The sequence below is a fragment of the Streptomyces sp. NPDC090499 genome (assembly GCF_044769305.1).
Taxonomy (GTDB): domain Bacteria; phylum Actinomycetota; class Actinomycetes; order Streptomycetales; family Streptomycetaceae; genus Streptomyces.
In genome coordinates this window covers 1,277,708-1,296,362 of record NZ_JBIVXP010000001.1, presented here as the reverse complement: position 1 = coordinate 1,296,362, position 18,655 = coordinate 1,277,708, and the positions used below count along the sequence as shown (strand labels likewise).

Below are 18,655 nucleotides of genomic sequence, written 5' to 3'. Positions count from 1 at the left end.
GGTGGCCGGACGGCCGGAGCAGGTGGTGCGGAGGCTGCGGGACGGGATGGCGGGCGGGGTGCTGTCGTTCCCGCTCACCTCGTTCCGTGCCGACGGGTCCCTCGACGTGGACGGGTTCCGGGCGTACGTCGCCGGGCAGTTGGCCGCCGGACCGGGTGCCCTCTTCCCGGCCTGCGGGACCGGGGAGTTCTTCTCGCTGGACGAGGAGGAGTACCGGCAGGTCGTGACGGTGGCGGTGGCGGAGGCCGGCGGACGGGTGCCCGTGGTCGCCGGGGTGGGGTACGGCTGGGCACAGGCCGCCCGGTTCGCACGCGTCGCGGAGGAGGCCGGGGCGGACGCCCTGCTCGTGCTGCCGCACTACCTCGTCGCCGCCCCGCAGGACGGGCTGGTCGCGCAGGTCGAGGCGATCGCGGGCCGGACCGGGCTGCCGCTCGTCGTCTACCAGCGCGGCCAGGTCGCCTACACCGCCGGGTCGTTGGCGCGGATCGCCCGCATCCCCGGTGTCATCGGCCTCAAGGACGGGCACAGCGACCTCGACCGGCTCCAGCGGCTCACCCTCGCCGCCCCCGACGGCTTCCTCTTCTTCAACGGCGCCGCCACCGCCGAGATCCAGGCCCGCGCCTATGCGGCGGTCGGCGTCCCCGCGTACTCCTCCGCCGTGCACGCCTTCGCCCCGGAGATCGCCGACGCCTTCTTCGCCGCCCTCCAGGGCGGTGACCAGGGCACCGTCGACAAGCTGCTGCGCGATTTCTACGTGCCGTTCGTCGAACTGCGCGACCGGGTACCCGGATACGCGGTGTCGCTGGTGAAGGCGGCGGCCCGGCTGCGCGGCCTGCCGGTGGGTCCCGTGCGCGCCCCGCTCACCGACCCCTCGGCCGCCGACCTCGCCGATCTGCGGGCGCTGCTCGACGCCGGCCTCGGCCTCGTGGGAGCCTCCCGGTGAACCTCACGATCACCGACGTCCGCCTCACGCCGGTCCTCGTCGCCGACCCGCCGCTGCTGAACACGCAGGGCGTGCACCAGCCGTACACGCCCCGGCTGATCGTGGAGGTGGAGACCGCGGACGGCGTGGTCGGCGTCGGGGAGACCTACGGGGACACCAAGTACCTGGAGCTGGCCCGGCCGTTCGCGGCGAAACTGCGCGGGCGGCCGGTCACGGACCTGAACGGGCTGTCCGGCGTGGCCGACGAGGTCGCCGTGGCCGCGGGCCGGGTGGCCGGGCAGGTCGACGTCGGCGGGCTGCGCGGCGTGCAGACCGCCGGGAAGCTGCGGCTGTCCGTCGCCTCCGGGTTCGAGGTCGCCTGCCTGGACGCCCTCGGCAAGGCGCTCGGGCTGCCGGTGCACGCACTGCTCGGCGGGAAGGTGCGCGACTCGGTCGAGTACAGCGCGTACCTGTTCTACAAGTGGGCCGCGCACCCAAAGGGGGTGCCCGCGGAACCCGACGACTGGGGAGCCGCGCTCGACCCGGCCGGGGTGGTGGCGCAGGCCCGCCGCTTCACCGAGCGGTACGGGTTCACCTCCTTCAAGCTCAAGGGCGGGGTCTTCCCGCCGGAGCAGGAGATCGCGGCCGTCCGCGCGCTGGCCGAGGCGTTCCCCGGGCACCCGCTGCGGCTCGACCCGAACGGCGCCTGGTCGGTGGAGACCTCGCTGCAGGTCGCGGAGGAACTCGCGGACGTCCTGGAGTACCTGGAGGACCCGGCGCTCGGCACCCCGGCGATGGCCGAGGTCGCCGCGGGCACGGACGTCCCCCTCGCGACCAACATGTGCGTGACGACCTTCGGCGAGATCCCGGACGCGTTCACCAGCGGGGCCGTGCAGGTCGTCCTCTCCGACCACCACTACTGGGGCGGCCTGCGCAACACCCGGGAACTGGCCGCCGTCTGCCGGACCTTCGGCGTCGGCGTCTCCATGCACTCCAACACCCACCTGGGCATCAGCCTCGCCGCGATGACCCACGTGGCCGCGACCGTCCCCGGCCTCCACCACGCCTGCGACTCCCACTACCCCTGGCAGTCCGAGGACGTCCTCACCGAACGCCTTGCCTTCGACGGCGGCCGGATCACCGTCTCCGACGCCCCGGGACTGGGCGTCGAACTGGACCGGGAGCAGCTGCGACGGCTGCACCGGCGGTGGCTGGAGGACGACGGGACGCTCCGCGACCGCGACGACGCGGCGGCGATGCGGGCCGCCGAGCCGGGCTGGACCACACCGGCCGTGCCCCGCTGGTAGGCGCCGCCCGATCGGGCGGTCGTACGGCGAGAGCGGCCGCCGCTCCCGCGACATGGTGCACACTGGCCGGATCCGTACCACGTCAGGGAGCGCACCGTGACCGCGTCCAACGCGTTCGCCGGAGAGGAACCGGAGTACCTCGACGACGACAGAGGAGCCACCGCACCGCACTGCGCCGCACAGGTCGACCCGCTGGCCGCCCTGCGCACGCCGGACGATCCGCCCTGGGACGTCTACCTCACCGGCACCGTCTTCCTCGACATCGTCTTCACCGGCCTCGACAGCGCACCGGTGCGCGGCACCGAGTCCTGGGCCCGCGGCATGGGCTCCAGCCCCGGCGGCGTCGCCAACATGGCCACCGCCCTCGCCCGCCTCGGCCTGAAGACCTCCCTCGCGGCGGCCTTCGGCGACGACCACTACGGCGAGTACTGCTGGGACGCGCTCGCCCAGGGCGAGGGCATCGACCTCTCCCCGTCCCGGACCGTGCGCGGCTGGCACTCGCCGGTCACCGTCTCCATGGCGTACGAGGGGGAGCGGACCATGGTCTCGCACGGGCACGAGCCGCCCGCGGACCTGCTGTTCCGCCAGCAGAACGCCCCCGGCCACCCCGCCCGTGCACGCGCTGCCGTCGCCTCCCTCACGCCTGGCAAGCGCAACCCCTGGATCGCCAGGGCGGCCGCCGAGGGGACCCGGATCTTCGCCGACGTCGGCTGGGACGACACCGGTGCGTGGGACCTGGCCGGGCTCGCCGACCTCGAACACTGCGAGGCGTTCCTGCCGAACGCGGAGGAGGCGCGGCGGTACACCGGCGCGGACTGTCCGCGGGCCGCCGCGCACGCCCTCACCGAGTACGTGCCCCTTGCGGTCGTCACCCTCGGGTCGGAGGGGGCGTACGCCGTCGACGGGCGTACCGGCGAGTCCGCGGAGGTCCCGGCGATCGCCGTGGAGGCCCTCGACCCGACCGGCGCCGGGGACGTCTTCGTCGCCGGCTTCGTCACCGGCACCCTCGCCGACTGGCCGCTCGCCGACCGCCTCGCCTTCGCGGGCCTCACGGCCGCCCTGTCCGTCCAGGAGTTCGGCGGCTCGCTGTCCGCTCCCGGCTGGTCGGAGATCGGGGCGTGGTGGCGCAAGGTGCAGTCCGTGGCGGGACAGGATCCGGCCGCGCTGCGCCGCTACGCGTTCCTGGAGGGCCTGGTACCGGAGGAGGACCAGGTGAGGCCGTGGCCCTTGCGGAGGGCGGTACCGACGATCGGGTTCGGACGGGCGGGGTGACGATCGCGGCCGGAGTGATGGTCCCGGGCGGGGTGACGATCGCGGCCGGGGCGACGATCGCGGCCGGGGTGACGATCGCGGCCGGGGATGCCCCCGGCCTACTCCTCCCGCACCCTGGCGACCTGCCGGCGCACCAGCGCCCGACCCGCCTCCGTCACCCCGGACAGCGCCCCGGCGAACAGCTCCTCCACCCCGCCCCCGTCGGCCCCCACACCCCCGCTGCTCACCGTGTACCCCTCCCGCACCGCGACCCGCAGCACACCCTCCGTGTCCACCGCCGCCGCCACGATGGTCGGGACCTCGCCGCCCGCCGGGTCGGCCACCTTCGCGTACGCCTCCTTCACCGGCTCCCGCCAGCGCAGCGCAAGCAGCACCGGCGACTTGGCCTGCACCTCGGCGAGATCCACCTCGTACACCCCGTCCGCCGTGAGCACCTCGGCCCACGCGTCCAGCGCCAGCGCCGCCGGCAGCAGGTCCCGCAGACTGGACCCGGCGACGTTCCCGCCGACCGTCGCCGCCCGGCGCACCGCCCCGGTTCCGACGCCCCGCGCGGCCTGCCACAGCACCTCCGGAACCCGGTGGTCCACCTGGTGGAGAAGGACCGCGCCGCCGAGCACCCCGCCCCCCACCGCTGTCGCCTCCGGTACCTTCCGCAGGGACACCGCCTGTTCCGGGAAGCCGTCCCGTTGCCACGCGGCCCACACCAGGGTCGCTCCGCCGACGGGTATCGCCCCCTCGGCCAGACAGTCGCGGGCCTCGGACACCGACGTGGGCAGTCGCAGCAGCACGGCTACCTGCTTTCTGTACGGACAGGTGGCGTGGAGCGGACGCGGCCCCCCGACCACGTGATGGCAGTGACGGCCCGATCCTGCCCCGGCGTGCGGGAGCGCATGCAGGGCTCACGGCCGCACCGGGGGCGCCTCCGGCTGTGAAAAGGCCTACGGCGATGTCAGCCCCGCGTCGTACGCTTGATAACGCGAGGCCGCCCTCAGCTACGCGGCCGTGACGAGGAGGAACCGCAGGCCTTAAGCGCCGGCCCATGACTCAGACACCCACAGCTCACACTCCCGCGCAGCAGCAGGCCCGAGCTCAGTTCGAGGTTCCCGCCCAGCACCCCATGGTCACCGTGCTGGGATCCGGCGACTCCCTGCTCCGCGTGATCGAGAAAGCCTTCCCGGCGGCTGACATACACGTCCGGGGCAATGAGATCAGCGCGGTCGGCGATGCCCGTGAAGTCGCCCTCATACAGCGCCTGTTCGACGAGATGATGCTGGTGCTCCGCACCGGGCAGCCGATGACGGAGGACGCAGTGGAACGCTCGATCGCCATGCTGCGGGCGAGTGAGAACGGGGAGGGACCGGAGGAGACCCCGGCCCAGGTTCTGACACAGAACATCCTGTCCTCGCGCGGTCGCACCATCCGCCCCAAGACCCTCAACCAGAAGCGGTACGTCGACGCGATCGACAAGCACACGATCGTCTTCGGCATCGGGCCCGCGGGCACCGGCAAGACCTACCTGGCCATGGCCAAGGCGGTGCAGGCCCTGCAGTCCAAGCAGGTCAACCGCATCATCCTGACCCGGCCGGCGGTCGAGGCGGGCGAGCGGCTCGGCTTCCTGCCGGGTACCCTCTACGAGAAGATCGACCCGTACCTGCGCCCGCTGTACGACGCGCTGCACGACATGCTCGACCCGGACTCGATCCCGCGCCTGATGGCGGCCGGGACGATCGAGGTCGCGCCGCTGGCGTACATGCGCGGCCGTACCCTCAACGACGCCTTCATCATCCTCGACGAGGCCCAGAACACCTCGCCCGAGCAGATGAAGATGTTCCTCACCCGGCTCGGCTTCGAGTCGAAGATCGTGATCACCGGTGACGTGACGCAGGTCGACCTGCCCAACGGCACCAAGTCCGGTCTGCGCCAGGTGCAGGACATCCTGGACGGCCTGGACGACGTGCACTTCTCCCGGCTGACGTCCCACGATGTCGTACGGCACAAGCTGGTGGGCCGTATCGTCGACGCGTACGAGAAGTACGACAGCACGCACGGCACCGAGAACGGCACGCACAAGGGCGGCCGTCCGAAGTCCGCGCACAAGGGGAAGTAGACAAGCACCGCGCCATGTCGATCGACGTCAACAACGAGTCCGGAACCGAGGTCGACGAGCAGGCGATCCTCGACATCGCCCGCTACGCGCTCGCACGGATGCGCATCCACCCGCTCTCCGAGCTCTCGGTGATCGTCGTGGACGCCGACGCCATGGAGCAGCTGCACATCCAGTGGATGGACCTGCCGGGTCCGACGGATGTCATGTCGTTCCCGATGGACGAGCTGCGGCCGCCGTCGAAGGACGAGGACGAGCCGCCGCAGGGGCTGCTCGGCGACATCGTGCTCTGCCCGGAGGTCGCCGCCAAGCAGGGCGCCGAAGCCGAGACCCAGCACTCCATGGACGAGGAGCTCCAGCTGCTCACCGTCCATGGCGTGCTGCACCTGCTCGGCTACGACCACGAGGAGCCCGACGAGAAGGCCGAGATGTTCGGCCTGCAGGCGGCCATCGTGGACGGCTGGCGCGGAGAGCGGGGCCTGACCGGGCCCTCGCCGGCGCCGACGGTCTCCTAGTCGGGCGGGTCGTCGTCGTATGAGTGCGCAGATCGTCCTCGGCGCGGTCGTGCTGGTCGTCGTCGGCTGGCTGGCCGCCTGCGCCGAGGCCGGTATCGCCCGCGTCTCCAGCTTCCGGGCCGAGGAGGCGGTGAAGTCCGGGCGGCGCGGCAGCGCCAAGCTCGCCCAGGTCGCCGCCGACCCCACCCGCTACCTCAACGTGGCGCTGCTGGTCCGCGTCGCCTGCGAGATGGCGGCCGCGGCCCTGGTCACCTATGCCTGCCTCCAGGAGATCCCGGCCACCTGGCAGGCGCTGCTCGCCGCGATCGGCGTCATGGTGCTCGTGTCGTACGTCGCCGTCGGCGTCTCCCCGCGCACCATCGGCCGCCAGCACCCGCTGAACACGGCGACGGCCGCCGCGTACGTGCTGCTGCCGCTCGCCCGGATCATGGGCCCGATCCCGTATCTCCTCATCCTCATCGGCAACGCGCTCACCCCCGGCAAGGGCTTCCGGCGCGGCCCGTTCGCCTCCGAGGCCGAACTGCGCGCCCTGGTCGACCTCGCCGAGAAGGAGTCGCTGATCGAGGACGAGGAGCGCCGGATGGTGCACTCGGTCTTCGAACTGAGCGACACCCTGGTGCGGGAGGTGATGGTCCCGCGCACCGACCTGGTCGTCATCGAGCGCTACAAGACGATCCGCCAGGCCCTCACCCTCGCCCTCCGCTCCGGCTTCTCGCGGATCCCCGTCACCGGGGAGAGCGAGGACGACATCGTCGGGATCGTGTATCTCAAGGACCTGGTCCGCAAGACGCACATCAGCCGGGACGCCGAGTCCGACCTGGTCTCCACCGCGATGCGGCCCGCGTTCTTCGTGCCCGACACCAAGAACGCCGGCGACCTGCTGCGCGAGATGCAGAAGGAACGCAACCACGTCGCCGTCGTCATCGACGAGTACGGCGGCACGGCCGGGATCGTCACCATCGAGGACATCCTGGAGGAGATCGTCGGCGAGATCACCGACGAGTACGACCGTGAACTCCCGCCCGTCACCGTCCTCGGCGACGACCGCTACCGGGTCACCGCCCGCCTCGACATCACCGACCTCGGCGAGCTGTACGGGCTGGAGGAGTACGACGACGAGGACGTGGAGACCGTCGGCGGGCTGCTCGCGAAGGCCCTCGGCAGGGTGCCGATCGCCGGTGCCGCCGCCCAGGTCGAACTCCCCGACGGCCGCAGGCTGGCCCTCACCGCGGAGTCGGCCGCCGGCCGCCGCAACAAGATCGTGACGGTACTGGTCGAGCCGGTGCCGGTACCCGACGCCTCCCAGGACGCCCCCGAGTGACCCCGGACCAGCTCCGCGCCTTCTGCCTCTCCTTCAACGCGGCCGAGGAGGACTTCCCCTTCAACCCGGACATCTCCGTCTTCAAGGTGCTCGGCAAGATGTTCGCGCTGAGCTGGATCGACGCCAAGCCCCTCAAGGTCAACCTCAAGTGCGACCCCGACGACGCGGTACGGCTCCGCACCGACCACGAGGGCCTGATCGCGCCGGGCTACCACATGAACAAGCGCCACTGGAACACCGTGACCGTGGACGGCGCCCTCCCCGACCGGCTCGTGAAGGAGCTGATCGAGGACTCCTACGACCTGGTCGTCGCGGGCCTGCCGAGGGCGGAGCGGCTGCGGCTGGACCGGCCGTGACGGCGATCAGCCGTTGAGCTTCCGCACGGCACGGCCGGTGAGTTCCACCGCGATCAGCACCGCGGCCGTGCCGGACAGCGTGACGGCCACCTTGTTGTCGTGCCTGACGTCGAGGAAGCGGACGCACTGTTCGCCGCGGAAGTCGCCGGCGTCCTCGTGTTCGAGACGGATCTCGACGGTGCCGGGGCCGGGCATCACATAGGCGACGGCCGGCAGCGGCCTCGCGGTGCGGTAGACGCGGACGTAGGTCGGTTCGCGGAGCGCGTTCTCGTTGGGTCTGCGCAGGTCGCCACTGAGTTCGCCGTTCTCCAGGACCCGGCGCACATAGTCGTCCGTGCCGACCGCGGCCTGTGCCTCCGCCTTCTCCCGTCCCCATATGAGCTGCATGATCCGGTACTGCTGGTCCGCGGGAAGGTGCCTCAAGACGGGACCCCGCCTTCCTGGTCGTCCGTTCGGTGTCCGCGACGTGCGCGGCAGTGGGACCGTACCCACATCGCGGCCCCGGCACGGCCGTAAATCCGGTTGCCCGTGGCGGCCGGCACGCGGTCGGATCCCCTGTATGACGATCAGATACCCGCGCCCCCTGCGCCCCGGTGACCGTGTCGGTGTGACCTCGCCGTCCAGTGGGGTGTCCGAGGTGCTTCGCGGGCGGCTCGACGCGGCGGTCCGTACGGTCGAGGAGCGCGGGTACGAGGTGGTGGTGGGCCGGTGCATGGACGGTGCCACGCACGTGAGCGCACCGGCCGCCGAGCGCGCCGCCGAACTCGCCGGGATGCTGACCGACCCGTCGATCCGGGCCGTCGTACCCCCGTGGGGCGGCGAGACCGGCATCGACCTCCTCCCGCTGCTCGACTTCGCGGCCATCGGGCGGGCCGAACCGACCTGGGTCGTCGGGTACTCGGACATGTCGACCCTCATCGCCCCGCTGACCCTGCGCACCGGGGTCGCGACCGTGCACGGCAACTGCCTGATGGAGACGCCCTACCGGCCGCCGGAGGGGCTGCTGTCCTGGCTGGACGTCGTGGCCGCGCCGCAGGGGCCGCCGTTCACCCAGACCCCGCCCGGACGGTATCGGGCCGCGGGGCGGGACGACTGGATCGCCGAGCCCGGCATCCGGGACCTCACCCTGGACGCCGAGGGCACCTGGACCCGGCTCGACGGGGGCGGGGACGTGGACGTCGAGGGGCGGCTGATCGGCGGCTGCGTCGAGACACTCGCGAGCATCGCAGGCACGCCGTACCTGGACACCGCCGGCTTCGCCGGGGACGAACCGCTGCTGGTCTATGTCGAGGCGTGCGAGGACAACGCGTTCACCGTCTGCCGGAACCTGCACGGCATGCGGCTCGCCGGGTTCTTCGACCGGGCCGCCGCCGTGCTCGTCGGGCGCACCAGGGCGCCCGGCAGCCCGACTCTCAGCCAGCACGAGGCCGTGCTCGACGCGCTCGGGCCGCTCGGGGTGCCGGTCGTCGCCGACGTGGAGTGCGGGCATGTGCCGCCGTACCTGCCGCTGGTGAACGGCGCGCGCGGGCGGGTGCTGCACACGGCCGTCCGGAGTCAGATCGTCCAGACCCTCGACTGACTCCGTCCGGGGGAGGGGGAGGAGAGCGGGGCCGGGGCGGGTTGTTCGTATGCTCGGGGCATGACCGACAGCAACGCGCTCGACGCCGAGGACCGCAAGATCGTCACCCTGGCCCGCTCGGCCCGGGCCCGCAACGGGGTGCCCGAGGGGGCGGCCGTACGGGACTCCACGGGCCGTACCTATGTGGCGGGGACCGTGGAGCTGGCCTCGCTGAAGCTGAGCGCGCTGCGGACGGCGGTGGCGATGGCGGTGGCGTCGGGGGCGGAGTCGCTGGAGGCGGCGGCGGTCGTTTCCGGGGCCGAGGGGGTGTCGGCGGAGGATCTGGCGGCGGTGCGGGATCTTGGGGGGCCGGGGACGCCGGTGCTGCTCGCGGGGGCGGACGGGGAGGTTCGGCTCACTGTCTCTGCCTAGTCCTTTCCCGCCCGCCCACCCACCCGACTCGCTCCGCCGAGAAGCGAGGTCTTCTCTGACTCCGTCGGGGGAGGGGCGGGGTCGGTTGACCGGGGTGGGTGACGTCGGTGGGCGGGTGCGGCGTCGTCGTGGTTGCTCGCGCAGTTCCCCGCGCCCCTGAAGGGGCGCTCAGCGCAGCGCCCTGCCTTTTGAGGCGCGGGGAACTGCGCGAGCAGCCCCCGTGCGCCCGCAGTCGTCCACGCACCCCAGCCGCCCCTCCGCGCAGTCGGCCAAATTTCAACCTTGTCGGTCTCTGTCGCTCGCGTATCAATGGGACCGTAAGTTCCGACGGTCCGTCAGATTCGGCCCCGCGGTGTGTCCGCACCCACCCGGACCGGGGTCGCCATCCCCACATGGCATTCCCACGCAACGGGAAGGGAGCCCGATCCTCATGAAACGAATAGCCACCGGTGCGGCACTCGCGGCGGGGGCCCTCGCCGCCACGGCGCTGGCCTTCGCGCCCACGGCCGCCGCCGTCACCCCGACCACCGCCACCGTCACCGCCAGCTGCGGCATCTTCGGCGGCGGCGCGGCCACGCTCACCGCGACCCAGAGCGGTACGAGCGCCACCCTCACCCTCACGTCCAGCGCGATCACCACCCCGCTCGCCCTGTCGGCGAACTCCATCGCCTCCACGCTGACCATGGCCAACTCCACCGGCAGCAACGTCGTCTTCAGCGGCACCGTGAACCCGGCCATGTCCGCCGGCTCCGCGGTCACCGTCGGTCCGCTGCCCGGCACCGTGGCCTCCGGCGACAGCCTCGACTTCTACGGCGGCTCGCTGAAGATGGTCATCTTCGGCATCACCGTCACCTGTACGTCCAGCGCCGCCCAGTCCCCCGGCCCGTTCGTGTTCTGAGCGCGCTTACGGGATCGTTCCGGATGCCGCAGAAGCTGATGAACCGTCAGGTTTCTGCGGCATCTCCATTGACTTCTCACGCGGCCTCCACATCAATGGCCCCCTGTCGGCGCAGAGGAGCCGCTGCGCCCGCAACCCTCAGGAGGGGGCCAAGATGGGTTCACCCCCAGGATCACGAAGATCCCTTCGGTGGCGCTGGATCTCACTGTTCGGGGCGACCGCGCTCGCGGTCACGGCGGGCGGCGCGCTGGCCTGTCCGGCCGGTGCCGCCGGGACGAACGTCGACTTCGCCACGCACTGCATCCCGCCCGCCGTCGCGGGCCTCCCGCCGATCGACGGCACCACCACCGCCGCGATCTCGGTGGACAACACCGCCCCGAAGGTCGGCGACACGGTCACCGTGACCTACACCGTGGTCACGCCCGCCGCCAACAACCCGACCGCCCTCGCCCTGCCGGCCGACATCATGACGCCGACCGGGAAAGTGACGCTGGGCGGGGCGCAGACGGGTGACGTGACGGTGACCGGGCCGAAGAAGAACGACCCGGTGCCGGGGTACGGGACCTTCCCGTCGTTCTCCATGACGGGGACGTTCACCGTGACCTCGCCGGGCGCCATCACGCTCTCGCCCGGCGACTACAACATCCACACCAGCTACATCCTGGAGCTGGACACCCCGTGCACGGTCACCAACCCGCCCGCCCCGGTGTCGGAGACCGTCACGGCGACCTCGACCACCCCGGTCAACAACCGTGCCATCAGCCTGGACAAGGCCTCCGGCAATCCCGGTGACAGCGTGACCGTCAGCGGGCAGAACTTCACGCCGGGGGCCACCGTGACCCTCGCCGGGCGGTCCGGCAGCACCCAGACCGCCGACACGGCGACGGCGACCGCGGGCTCCGACGGTTCCTTCAGCGCGCCCCTCGTCGTCAACGACAAGACGACGACCGGGATCGTGGCCTACGAGGGGAGCGCGTGGAGCGCCGACACGGGGGCGGGACCCGCCGCCTACGTCGTCAACGACACCACGCCGGTGCCGCCCGGCAGCCAGAAGCTGACCACCACCGTCAAGGCGGGGACCCTGTCCATGTCCCAGGCCGGGGACTCCGTCGCGCTGTCGGCGGTCGACTTCGGGCAGGGCGGGGCGTCCACGGGCAGCCTGCAGACCGTCACCGTCAAGGACTTCCGTGGCGGGCCGGCCGGCTGGTCGCTCACCGGCAAGGTCACCGACTTCACCGGTCCCGGCGCCAAGATCGACGCCGGGAAGCTGAGCTGGACGCCGGCCTGCGCGACCAAGGCGGGCAGCCCCAGCACCTGTGCGGCCGGTTCGGCGGGCACCGTCGGCAGCTCCGGGGCGACCCTCGCCTCGACGCCGGACGGCACGCTCACCGGCGGTGAGTTCACGGTCGACGCCGGACTCTCCCTGGACGTACCGGCGTTCACGCCCCCGGGGTCGTACTCCGGGGTCCTGACCCTGACGCTCACCTGAGCCGATTCCCTTGTGGCGACCGGGCTTTCGAGACAGCGAAAGACCCGGTCGTCACCGTCCCGCTTCCGACCGGGGGTCCGCACCCATGCGTCGCGTCAAGCCGTATGTCCTCCTCCTGAGCCTGATCCTCGGCGTCCTGTGCACGGCGGGTCCCGCGCGTGCCGCCGACAACGGAAGCTGGTCCGTCTACCCGGTCGCCTCGAAGATCGCGGCGCGGCCGTACTTCTACCTTTCCCTCGACCCCGGGCAGACGATCACCGACAAGGTGGCCGTCGCCAACAAGACCGGCAGGCCGCTGACCTTCCGGCTGTACGCGGCCGACGCCTACAACACCGCGCGGGACGGCGGTTTCGCCGTCCGGACGGTGACGGAGCGGATGCGGGGGGTGGGGGCCTGGGCGAAGATCGGGACGGCGCGGGTCACCGTCCCGCCGCACCGGACGGTCACCGTTCCGTTCACGCTGCGGGTGCCCGAGGGCGCCGAGCCCGGTGACCATCCCGGGGCGATCGTCGCGCTGGACGAGAAGGTCGATCCGGGCTCCGGGTCCCTGGCGCTCGGCGTGCAGCGGGCCGTCGGCGCCCGGGTCTACCTGCGGGTGAGCGGGCCGACGCTCCCGGCCCTCGCCGTCGAGAACGTGCACATCAGCCACCACCAGCCGCTCGTGCCCGGCCTCGGCGCCAGCACGGCGACCATCGCCTACACCCTGCACAACACCGGGAACGTCACCCTGGACCCGAAGGTCCGGCTGCGTGCCGAGGGCCTGTTCGGCCGGACGCTGCTCAGCCGCGACCTCACCGGCGTCCCCTCCGAGCTGCTGCCGGGGGAGCGGGTCGCGCTCACCACGCGCTGGCGTGGCGCGCCCCAACTCGACCGGGGGAACGTGACGCTGACGGCCACCGCGACCGGCACCAGGGAGTCGGCGAGCGCCTCGTTCCTCGCCCTGCCGTGGCTGGTGCTGGCGGTGGTGTTCGCCGCCGGGGCGGTGGGCGGCGCGCTGTTCGCCCGGACCCGCCGCAGGGGCCGCAGTCCGTTCGCCGGGTGGTTCAGAGGGCGTCGGGGCCGCGTTCGCCCGTCCGCACCCGGACGACCGTCTCCACCGGCAGCGCCCACACCTTCCCGTCCCCGATCTTCCCCGTCTGCGCGGCCTTGACGATCGCCTCGATCGCGGGCTCGGCGTCGGCGTCCTCGACGACGACCTCGATGCGGACCTTGGGGACCAGGTCGACGCGGTACTCGGCGCCCCGGTACACCTCGGTGTGGCCGTGCTGCCTGCCGTACCCGCTGGCCTCGGTCACGGTCAGGCCGTGCACGCCGAGCTCCTGGAGCGCGGTCTTCACCGCGTCGAGGCGGTAGGGCTTCACGATCGCGGTGATGAGCTTCATGGCTTGCTGTCGACCTTCTGGGCGGTGGGGAGGGCGGAGTGGGCGACCGGGGCGCCGTGGCCCAGGACCCCGTGATCGTAAGCGGTCTCGGCGTGCACCGTAAGGTCCAGGCCGGTGTGCTCCTGGTCCTCGTCGGCCCGGAAGCCCACCGCCTTGTCGAGCAGCTTGCCGATGCCGTACGTCACGGCGAACGCGTACGCCGCGACGGCCACGACCGCCACCGCCTGCCTGCCGAGCTGGGCGGCCCCGCCGCCGTAGAAGAGGCCCTCGGCGCCACCGGTCATGGCTTTCTCGGCGAACAGGCCGATCAGCAGGGTGCCGATGACTCCGCCGACCAGGTGAACGCCGACGACGTCGAGGGAGTCGTCGTAGTCCAGCCTGAACTTCCAGCCCACCGCGTACGAGCAGACCACGCCCGCGGCGAGGCCGACGACGAGGGCGCCGACGAGGGAGACCGAGCCGCAGGACGGGGTGATGGCGACCAGGCCGGCGACCGCGCCGGAGGCCGCACCCAGGGTGGTGGGGTGGCCGTCGCGCTTCTGCTCGACGAAGAGCCAGCCGAGCAGGCCGGTGCAGCCGGCCGCGAGGGTGTTCAGGAAGACGGCGGCGGCCAGGCCGTTGGCGCCGAGCGCGCTGCCCGCGTTGAAGCCGAACCAGCCGAACCAGAGCAGACCTGCGCCCAGGACCACCATCGGCAGGTTGTGCGGCCGCATGGCGTCCTTCTTGAAGCCGAGCCGCGGGCCGAGGACCAGGCACAGGGCGAGGCCGGAGGCGCCGGAGGTGATCTCGACGGGCAGCCCGCCGGCGAAGTCGAGGGCACCGAGGCGGTGCGCGATCCAGCCACCCGGCCCCCACACCCAGTGCGCGACCGGAACGTATACGAGCAGCGCCCAGACCGGCACGAACACCAGCCAGGCCCCGAATTTCGCCCGGTCCGCGATCGCCCCGCTGATCAGCGCGGCCGTGATGATCGCGAAGGTGAGCTGGAAGGTGGCGAAGAGCAGGGTCGGGACGGTGCCCTGGACGCTGTCCGGGCCGAGGCCGCTCATGCCCGCGTGGGCGAGGTCGCCGAGGAGCCCGGCCCCGAGGTCGTCGCCGAAGGCGAGCGAGTAGCCGCCCGCCAGCCACACCACCGTCACCAGGGCGATCGACACGAAGCTCATCATGAGCATGTTGAGGACGCTCTTCGTGCGGACCATGCCGCCGTAGAACAGGGCAAGACCCGGGGTCATCAGCAGGACCAGGGCGGTCGCGGCCAGCAGCCAGGCGGTGTCACCGGTGTCGGCGTGCGCGGCGGAGAGGAACACGGGCGTCTCCAACGTCGGTCGGGGCTCGTCAGAGGGTCACCGCTCCCCGTTTCCGGTTGCGTACAGCTGTGTTTCCGTGACGTTTCGTTGCGTCGGGGTTACCGAAAACTCACGGTGCGGCGGCGCCTCGACGATCAGGGAGAATGGGGGCCATGAGCGTTCGCAGCCAGTCAACCGAGCCGTCGGAATCGCCGGAGGCCGTCCACCGGGCGGGCTTCGCCTGTTTCGTGGGCCGCCCCAACGCGGGCAAGTCCACCCTCACGAACGCTCTGGTCGGGCAGAAGGTGGCGATCACCGCGAACCAGCCGCAGACCACGCGGCACACGGTCCGCGGCATCGTGCACCGGGACGACGCCCAGCTGATCCTGGTCGACACCCCCGGCCTGCACAAGCCGCGCACCCTGCTCGGCGAGCGCCTCAACGACGTCGTCCGCACGACGTGGGCCGAGGTGGACGTGATCGGTTTCTGTCTCCCGGCGAACGAGAAGATCGGTCCCGGTGACCGCTTCATCGCCAAGGAGCTGGCCGGGATCCGCAAGACCCCGAAGGTCGCGATCGTCACCAAGACCGACCTGGTCGACTCCAAGACCCTCGCCGAGCAGCTGATCGCCATCGACCAGCTCGGCAAGGAGCTGGGCTTCGAGTGGGCCGAGATCGTGCCGGTCTCGGCGGTCGGCGACAAGCAGGTGAGCCTGCTGGCCGACCTCCTCGTCCCGCTGCTGCCCGAGGGCCCGGCGCTCTACCCCGAGGGCGACCTCACCGACGAGCCCGAGCAGGTCATGATCGCCGAGCTGATCCGCGAGGCGGCCCTGGAGGGCGTCCGCGACGAACTGCCGCACTCCATCGCCGTCGTCGTCGAGGAGATGCTCCCGCGCGAGGACCGCCCCGCCGACAAGCCCCTCCTGGACATCCACGCCAACCTGTTCATCGAGCGCCCCAGCCAGAAGGGCATCATCATCGGCCCCAAGGGCAAGCGACTGAAGGAGGTCGGCATCAAGAGCCGCAAGCAGATCGAGGCGCTGCTGGGGACGCCGGTCTTCCTGGACCTCCACGTGAAGGTCGCCAAGGACTGGCAGCGGGACCCGAAGCAGCTGCGGCGGCTGGGGTTCTGAGCGGGCGGTGCCGGGAGTGACCCCTGCGCCGCAACGGACTGCCCCCTGTGTACAACCTTCCGGACCGCCACCGGTCTGAACAGGTACACACCTACGCGAACTACCGGGGGGTAGTCATGCGACGCATACGGCGCATAGGTACTGCAGTGGCGGCGATGATGCTGGCGGGCGGTGGTCTGCTGGCCGGCACGGTTCCGGCGGCGGCCGCGCCGACGGCCGTGGACTGTGCCGTGACGTGGGGAAGCCTGGACAAGAGCGGTGACGCCGCTGCCTCCAGGCGGCTGACCGACGTGCGGGCCGGACAGCACGAGTGCTACGACCGGCTGGTCTTCGACGCCCAGGGCACGTCGGCCGACCCGGTCGGCTACTCCGTCCGCTACGTCGACGTCCTGCACCAGGACCCGTCCGACGTCGTCGTCCCGATCAAGGGCGGCGCCATCCTGGAGATCTCGCTGTTCGCCCCGCGCTACGACCCGGCGACCGGACAGCCCTACCCGGCACTGCCGTCCGTCGACGTCACCGGGTACCGGACCTTCCGGGAGTTCAAGGTCACGGGCGGCTCCGAGGGGTACACCCAGGCGGGCCTGGGCGTCCGCGCCCGGCTGCCGTTCCGGGTCTTCCAGACGGCCAACCACCTGGTGGTGGACGTGGCTCACACCTGGTGACCCGGTACGGCCGTGCTCATGTCCTGCAGCCCCACCACCCGCAGCAGCTGAAGGCGTTCGTAGGACTCCGTGCCCGGACGGGCCGTGTGGACGACCAGGTGCTGGTGGGTGTCGGTGTTGATCAGCACCTCGCAGTCCAGCTCCAGGAGGCCGACGGCGGGGTGCAGGAAGCGCTTGGTGGTCGCGCGGCGTACCGCCACCTCGTGCTCGGCCCAGAGGCGGGCGAACTCCTCGCTGCCGGCGAGGAGTTCGGCGACCAGGGCGGCGGGGACCGGGTCGGTGGGGCGGGCCGCGGCCACCGCCCGGAGGCCGGCGACGTGTTCGCGGGCGCGGGCCGGGCGGTCCTCGGGCGGGAACAGGTCGTGGGCCGACGGGCCCAGGAAGTAGCGGCGGAGCAGGTTGCGTTCACGCGCCGGGCGGGCCAGGACGTCACCGCTCAGCGCCCGTGACATGGCGTTCTGGGCGAGGACCTCACCGCAGTCGGTCGTCACCAGCGCCGGGGTGTCGTGCAGCCGGTCCAGGACCAGCAGCAGCCCCGGGCCGACATGGGTGCCGGTCGCCTCCCGGCGCGGGGGTTCCTCACCGGCCAGGTGGAACAGGTGGTCCCGTTCGTCGTCCGTCAGGCGCAGCGCGCGGGCCAGCGCCGTCAGCATCTGGCGGGACGGGTGCGGGCCCCGGGACTGTTCGAGGCGGGTGTAGTAGTCGGCGGACATGCCGGCCAGCGACGCCACCTCCTCGCGCCGCAGCCCCGGCGTGCGCCGCCGGACACCGGGCGGCAGGCCCACGTCGGAGGGGTCCAGCCGGGAGCGGGCGCGGCGCAGGAAGTCGGCGAGTCCGGGGCGGTCCATGGTTCCAGGGTGACCGGGGACGCCCGGGTTATCCAGGGACCGCCGGTCCCTGGATCGGGAGGTCTCTCCCGGTGGCGGAGGTCCGGGGCGAGGGTGAGGGGACCAGAGCGAAGGAGAAGGTCGTGATCACTCTTGTCACCGGTACGACCGGGCAGGTCGGGCGGCGGTTCGTGCCCCGGTTGCTGGGGCAGCGGCAGGCGGGGGAGCAGGTGCGGGTGCTGGTGCGGGACGCGGCCCGTGGCGAGCCGTTCGCCGCGCTGGGTGCCGAGGTCGTCGTCGGGGACCTGCGGGACGAGGAGGCGCTCGGCAAGGCCGTCGCCGGGGCGGACGCCGTCGTGAACGTCGCCGCCGCCTTCCGCGGGGTACCGGACGAGGAGGCCTGGGCCGTCAACCGGGACGCGGCGGTGGCGCTCGGGCGGGCCGCGCTGAGTGCCGGTGTACGACGGTTCGTGCAGGTCAGCACCGGGAACGTGTACGGATCCGGGCGTGGCCGCCCGCTCACCGAGGACGACGAGAGCCGGCCCGGCGGCGAGATGTGGGGCGCGTACCCCGAGTCCAAGGCGGCCGCCGAGCGGGAGCTGCTCGCCCTGGCGGGCGGCATGGAGGTGCGGATCGGGCGGCTGCCGTTCGTCTACGGCGAAGGGGACCCGCACATCGCGAACGCGATGCCCTGGGCCGCGCGCTGGGCCCCCGCGCAGCGGCTCCAGATGGCACACCACGCGGACGTCGGACAGGGGCTGATGCGGCTGCTGCACGCCCCCGCGGTGAACGGCCCGGTCTACAACATCGCCGACGACGCGCCCGTCACGACCGTGGAGCTGTACCGGCTGGCCGGCGTCGAGCCGCCCGAGGACCTGTCCGCCCGTACCGACCGCGACCCCTGGTACGGAATCATGTCGAACCGGAAGATCCGCCGGGACCTCGGTTTCCGGCCGATCTATCCGAGTGCTTGGACGGCCTGGTACGCGGGAGCCCTGTAGGCCGCGTGCGTCGCCGGTCGGCTGCAGCGTCGTCGTGGCCGGTCGCGCAGTTCCCCGCGCCTCTTTCGGGGGCGTTGTCGTCGCCGGGGTGCTGTAGGCCGGGGTGGGCGCTCTGCCGGAACGTCGGTCGGCTGCGGCGTCGTGGTGGCTGGTCGTGCAGTTCCCGGCGCCTCTTTCGGGGGCGCTG

The 18,655-nt window shown here is 72.2% G+C and carries 20 protein-coding genes; 15 read left to right on the top strand and 5 right to left on the bottom strand.

Features of this window, described 5'->3' with window-relative positions; all coding sequences use genetic code 11:
- Window position 1: 1 nt before the first annotated feature.
- From ACIQVL_RS06035 to ACIQVL_RS06025, 3 genes are all read left to right on the top strand, one after another.
- Complete coding sequence (locus tag ACIQVL_RS06035) at window positions 2-943, top strand: 5-dehydro-4-deoxyglucarate dehydratase (protein ID WP_403474553.1); 942 nt, start codon at window positions 2-4, stop codon at window positions 941-943.
- Window positions 940-2,229, top strand: a complete 1,290-nt coding sequence (locus ACIQVL_RS06030; protein WP_403474552.1) for a glucarate dehydratase family protein — start codon at window positions 940-942, stop codon at window positions 2,227-2,229. Before ACIQVL_RS06035 ends, ACIQVL_RS06030 begins: the two co-directional genes overlap by 4 nt.
- 96 nt (window positions 2,230-2,325) lie before the next feature.
- Entirely contained in the window at window positions 2,326-3,501 is a 1,176-nt protein-coding gene (locus tag ACIQVL_RS06025) for a carbohydrate kinase family protein (RefSeq protein ID WP_403427764.1), read from the top strand.
- A gap of 98 nt (window positions 3,502-3,599) precedes the next feature.
- Here ACIQVL_RS06025 and ACIQVL_RS06020 read toward each other — a convergent pair whose 3' ends face one another.
- Entirely contained in the window at window positions 3,600-4,289 is a 690-nt protein-coding gene (locus tag ACIQVL_RS06020) for an FAD binding domain-containing protein (RefSeq protein ID WP_403427765.1), read from the bottom strand.
- A 251-nt stretch (window positions 4,290-4,540) separates the two neighbouring features.
- On the opposite strand from ACIQVL_RS06020, the gene ACIQVL_RS06015 reads away from it, so the two are divergent.
- The 4 genes from ACIQVL_RS06015 to ACIQVL_RS06000 are packed head-to-tail and all read left to right on the top strand — an operon-like array spanning window position 4,541 to window position 7,797.
- Window positions 4,541-5,608, top strand: coding sequence for a PhoH family protein (locus tag ACIQVL_RS06015; protein ID WP_403427767.1), 1,068 nt, complete (start codon window positions 4,541-4,543; stop codon window positions 5,606-5,608).
- A gap of 14 nt (window positions 5,609-5,622) precedes the next feature.
- Window positions 5,623-6,120, top strand: a complete 498-nt coding sequence (gene ybeY / locus ACIQVL_RS06010; RefSeq protein WP_351954969.1) for an rRNA maturation RNase YbeY — start codon at window positions 5,623-5,625, stop codon at window positions 6,118-6,120.
- Between the two features lie 19 nt (window positions 6,121-6,139).
- A complete protein-coding gene (locus tag ACIQVL_RS06005) occupies window positions 6,140-7,441 on the top strand; it encodes a hemolysin family protein (protein WP_403427769.1) in 1,302 nt (433 codons plus the stop codon).
- Window positions 7,438-7,797, top strand: a complete 360-nt coding sequence (locus ACIQVL_RS06000; RefSeq protein WP_403427771.1) for an MmcQ/YjbR family DNA-binding protein — start codon at window positions 7,438-7,440, stop codon at window positions 7,795-7,797. The genes ACIQVL_RS06005 and ACIQVL_RS06000 overlap by 4 nt, the downstream gene beginning before the upstream one ends.
- Window positions 7,798-7,803: 6 nt before the next feature.
- Here the strand turns inward: ACIQVL_RS06000 and ACIQVL_RS05995 are convergent, their stop codons facing one another.
- Window positions 7,804-8,220 carry a hypothetical protein gene (locus ACIQVL_RS05995; protein WP_403474551.1) on the bottom strand — a complete coding sequence of 139 codons (417 nt, stop codon included), beginning with the start codon at window positions 8,218-8,220 and terminating at the stop codon, window positions 7,804-7,806.
- 136 nt (window positions 8,221-8,356) lie between these two features.
- Here ACIQVL_RS05995 and ACIQVL_RS05990 point away from each other — a divergent pair, with 136 nt between their 5' ends.
- The 5 genes from ACIQVL_RS05990 (at window position 8,357) to ACIQVL_RS05970 (ending at window position 13,324) form a co-directional block, all read left to right on the top strand.
- Window positions 8,357-9,376 carry a S66 peptidase family protein gene (locus ACIQVL_RS05990; protein ID WP_403474550.1) on the top strand — a complete coding sequence of 340 codons (1,020 nt, stop codon included), beginning with the start codon at window positions 8,357-8,359 and terminating at the stop codon, window positions 9,374-9,376.
- 60 nt (window positions 9,377-9,436) lie between these two features.
- Complete coding sequence (locus ACIQVL_RS05985; RefSeq protein ID WP_403427778.1) at window positions 9,437-9,787, top strand: cytidine deaminase; 351 nt, start codon at window positions 9,437-9,439, stop codon at window positions 9,785-9,787.
- Between the two features lie 430 nt (window positions 9,788-10,217).
- The gene (locus ACIQVL_RS05980) at window positions 10,218-10,685 is read left to right on the top strand and encodes a hypothetical protein (protein ID WP_403427780.1); all 468 of its coding nucleotides are present in this window, start codon (window positions 10,218-10,220) and stop codon (window positions 10,683-10,685) included.
- A gap of 154 nt (window positions 10,686-10,839) precedes the next feature.
- Window positions 10,840-12,174 carry a beta-xylosidase gene (locus tag ACIQVL_RS05975; RefSeq protein ID WP_403427781.1) on the top strand — a complete coding sequence of 445 codons (1,335 nt, stop codon included), beginning with the start codon at window positions 10,840-10,842 and terminating at the stop codon, window positions 12,172-12,174.
- 85 nt (window positions 12,175-12,259) lie between these two features.
- Window positions 12,260-13,324 (top strand): WxL protein peptidoglycan domain-containing protein, encoded by a 1,065-nt coding sequence (locus ACIQVL_RS05970; RefSeq protein WP_403474549.1) that lies wholly within the window; start codon window positions 12,260-12,262, stop codon window positions 13,322-13,324.
- Here the strand turns inward: ACIQVL_RS05970 and ACIQVL_RS05965 are convergent.
- Together ACIQVL_RS05965 and ACIQVL_RS05960 are read right to left on the bottom strand one after the other, a co-directional pair.
- The gene (locus ACIQVL_RS05965) at window positions 13,218-13,556 is read right to left on the bottom strand and encodes a P-II family nitrogen regulator (protein ID WP_093503192.1); all 339 of its coding nucleotides are present in this window, start codon (window positions 13,554-13,556) and stop codon (window positions 13,218-13,220) included. The genes ACIQVL_RS05970 and ACIQVL_RS05965 overlap by 107 nt on opposite strands.
- Window positions 13,553-14,863, bottom strand: a complete 1,311-nt coding sequence (locus ACIQVL_RS05960) for an ammonium transporter (RefSeq protein ID WP_403427787.1) — start codon at window positions 14,861-14,863, stop codon at window positions 13,553-13,555. Before ACIQVL_RS05960 ends, ACIQVL_RS05965 begins: the two co-directional genes overlap by 4 nt.
- A gap of 143 nt (window positions 14,864-15,006) precedes the next feature.
- On the opposite strand from ACIQVL_RS05960, the gene era reads away from it, so the two are divergent.
- Window positions 15,007-15,975 carry a GTPase Era gene (gene era, locus ACIQVL_RS05955; RefSeq protein WP_403427789.1) on the top strand — a complete coding sequence of 323 codons (969 nt, stop codon included), beginning with the start codon at window positions 15,007-15,009 and terminating at the stop codon, window positions 15,973-15,975.
- 158 nt (window positions 15,976-16,133) lie between these two features.
- Window positions 16,134-16,640: a hypothetical protein gene (locus ACIQVL_RS05950; protein ID WP_403428177.1), complete on the top strand. Its 507-nt coding sequence runs from the start codon at window positions 16,134-16,136 to the stop codon at window positions 16,638-16,640.
- On the opposite strand, the gene ACIQVL_RS05945 is transcribed toward ACIQVL_RS05950, so the two are convergent.
- Entirely contained in the window at window positions 16,628-17,488 is an 861-nt protein-coding gene (locus tag ACIQVL_RS05945) for a helix-turn-helix transcriptional regulator (RefSeq protein WP_403427792.1), read from the bottom strand. The genes ACIQVL_RS05950 and ACIQVL_RS05945 overlap by 13 nt on opposite strands.
- Window positions 17,489-17,610: 122 nt before the next feature.
- Between ACIQVL_RS05945 and ACIQVL_RS05940 the strand changes: the two genes are divergently transcribed.
- Window positions 17,611-18,468 (top strand): NAD-dependent epimerase/dehydratase family protein, encoded by an 858-nt coding sequence (locus ACIQVL_RS05940; RefSeq protein WP_403474548.1) that lies wholly within the window; start codon window positions 17,611-17,613, stop codon window positions 18,466-18,468.
- Window positions 18,469-18,655 lie beyond the last annotated feature (187 nt).

What these genes read in the sequence shown, in the direction of transcription:
- ACIQVL_RS06015 (WP_403427767.1), top strand. Translation starts at nt 4,541, where the DNA reads ATGACTCAGACACCCACAGCTCACACTCCCGCGCAGCAGCAGGCCCGA.
- ybeY (WP_351954969.1), top strand. Translation starts at nt 5,623, where the DNA reads ATGTCGATCGACGTCAACAACGAGTCCGGAACCGAGGTCGACGAGCAG.
- ACIQVL_RS06005 (WP_403427769.1), top strand. Translation starts at nt 6,140, where the DNA reads ATGAGTGCGCAGATCGTCCTCGGCGCGGTCGTGCTGGTCGTCGTCGGC.
- ACIQVL_RS05990 (WP_403474550.1), top strand. Translation starts at nt 8,357, where the DNA reads ATGACGATCAGATACCCGCGCCCCCTGCGCCCCGGTGACCGTGTCGGT.
- ACIQVL_RS05985 (WP_403427778.1), top strand. Translation starts at nt 9,437, where the DNA reads ATGACCGACAGCAACGCGCTCGACGCCGAGGACCGCAAGATCGTCACC.
- ACIQVL_RS05980 (WP_403427780.1), top strand. Translation starts at nt 10,218, where the DNA reads ATGAAACGAATAGCCACCGGTGCGGCACTCGCGGCGGGGGCCCTCGCC.
- ACIQVL_RS05975 (WP_403427781.1), top strand. Translation starts at nt 10,840, where the DNA reads ATGGGTTCACCCCCAGGATCACGAAGATCCCTTCGGTGGCGCTGGATC.
- ACIQVL_RS05970 (WP_403474549.1), top strand. Translation starts at nt 12,260, where the DNA reads ATGCGTCGCGTCAAGCCGTATGTCCTCCTCCTGAGCCTGATCCTCGGC.
- ACIQVL_RS05965 (WP_093503192.1), bottom strand. Translation starts at nt 13,556, where the DNA reads ATGAAGCTCATCACCGCGATCGTGAAGCCCTACCGCCTCGACGCGGTG.
- era (WP_403427789.1), top strand. Translation starts at nt 15,007, where the DNA reads ATGGGGGCCATGAGCGTTCGCAGCCAGTCAACCGAGCCGTCGGAATCG.
- ACIQVL_RS05950 (WP_403428177.1), top strand. Translation starts at nt 16,134, where the DNA reads ATGCTGGCGGGCGGTGGTCTGCTGGCCGGCACGGTTCCGGCGGCGGCC.
- ACIQVL_RS05945 (WP_403427792.1), bottom strand. Translation starts at nt 17,488, where the DNA reads ATGGACCGCCCCGGACTCGCCGACTTCCTGCGCCGCGCCCGCTCCCGG.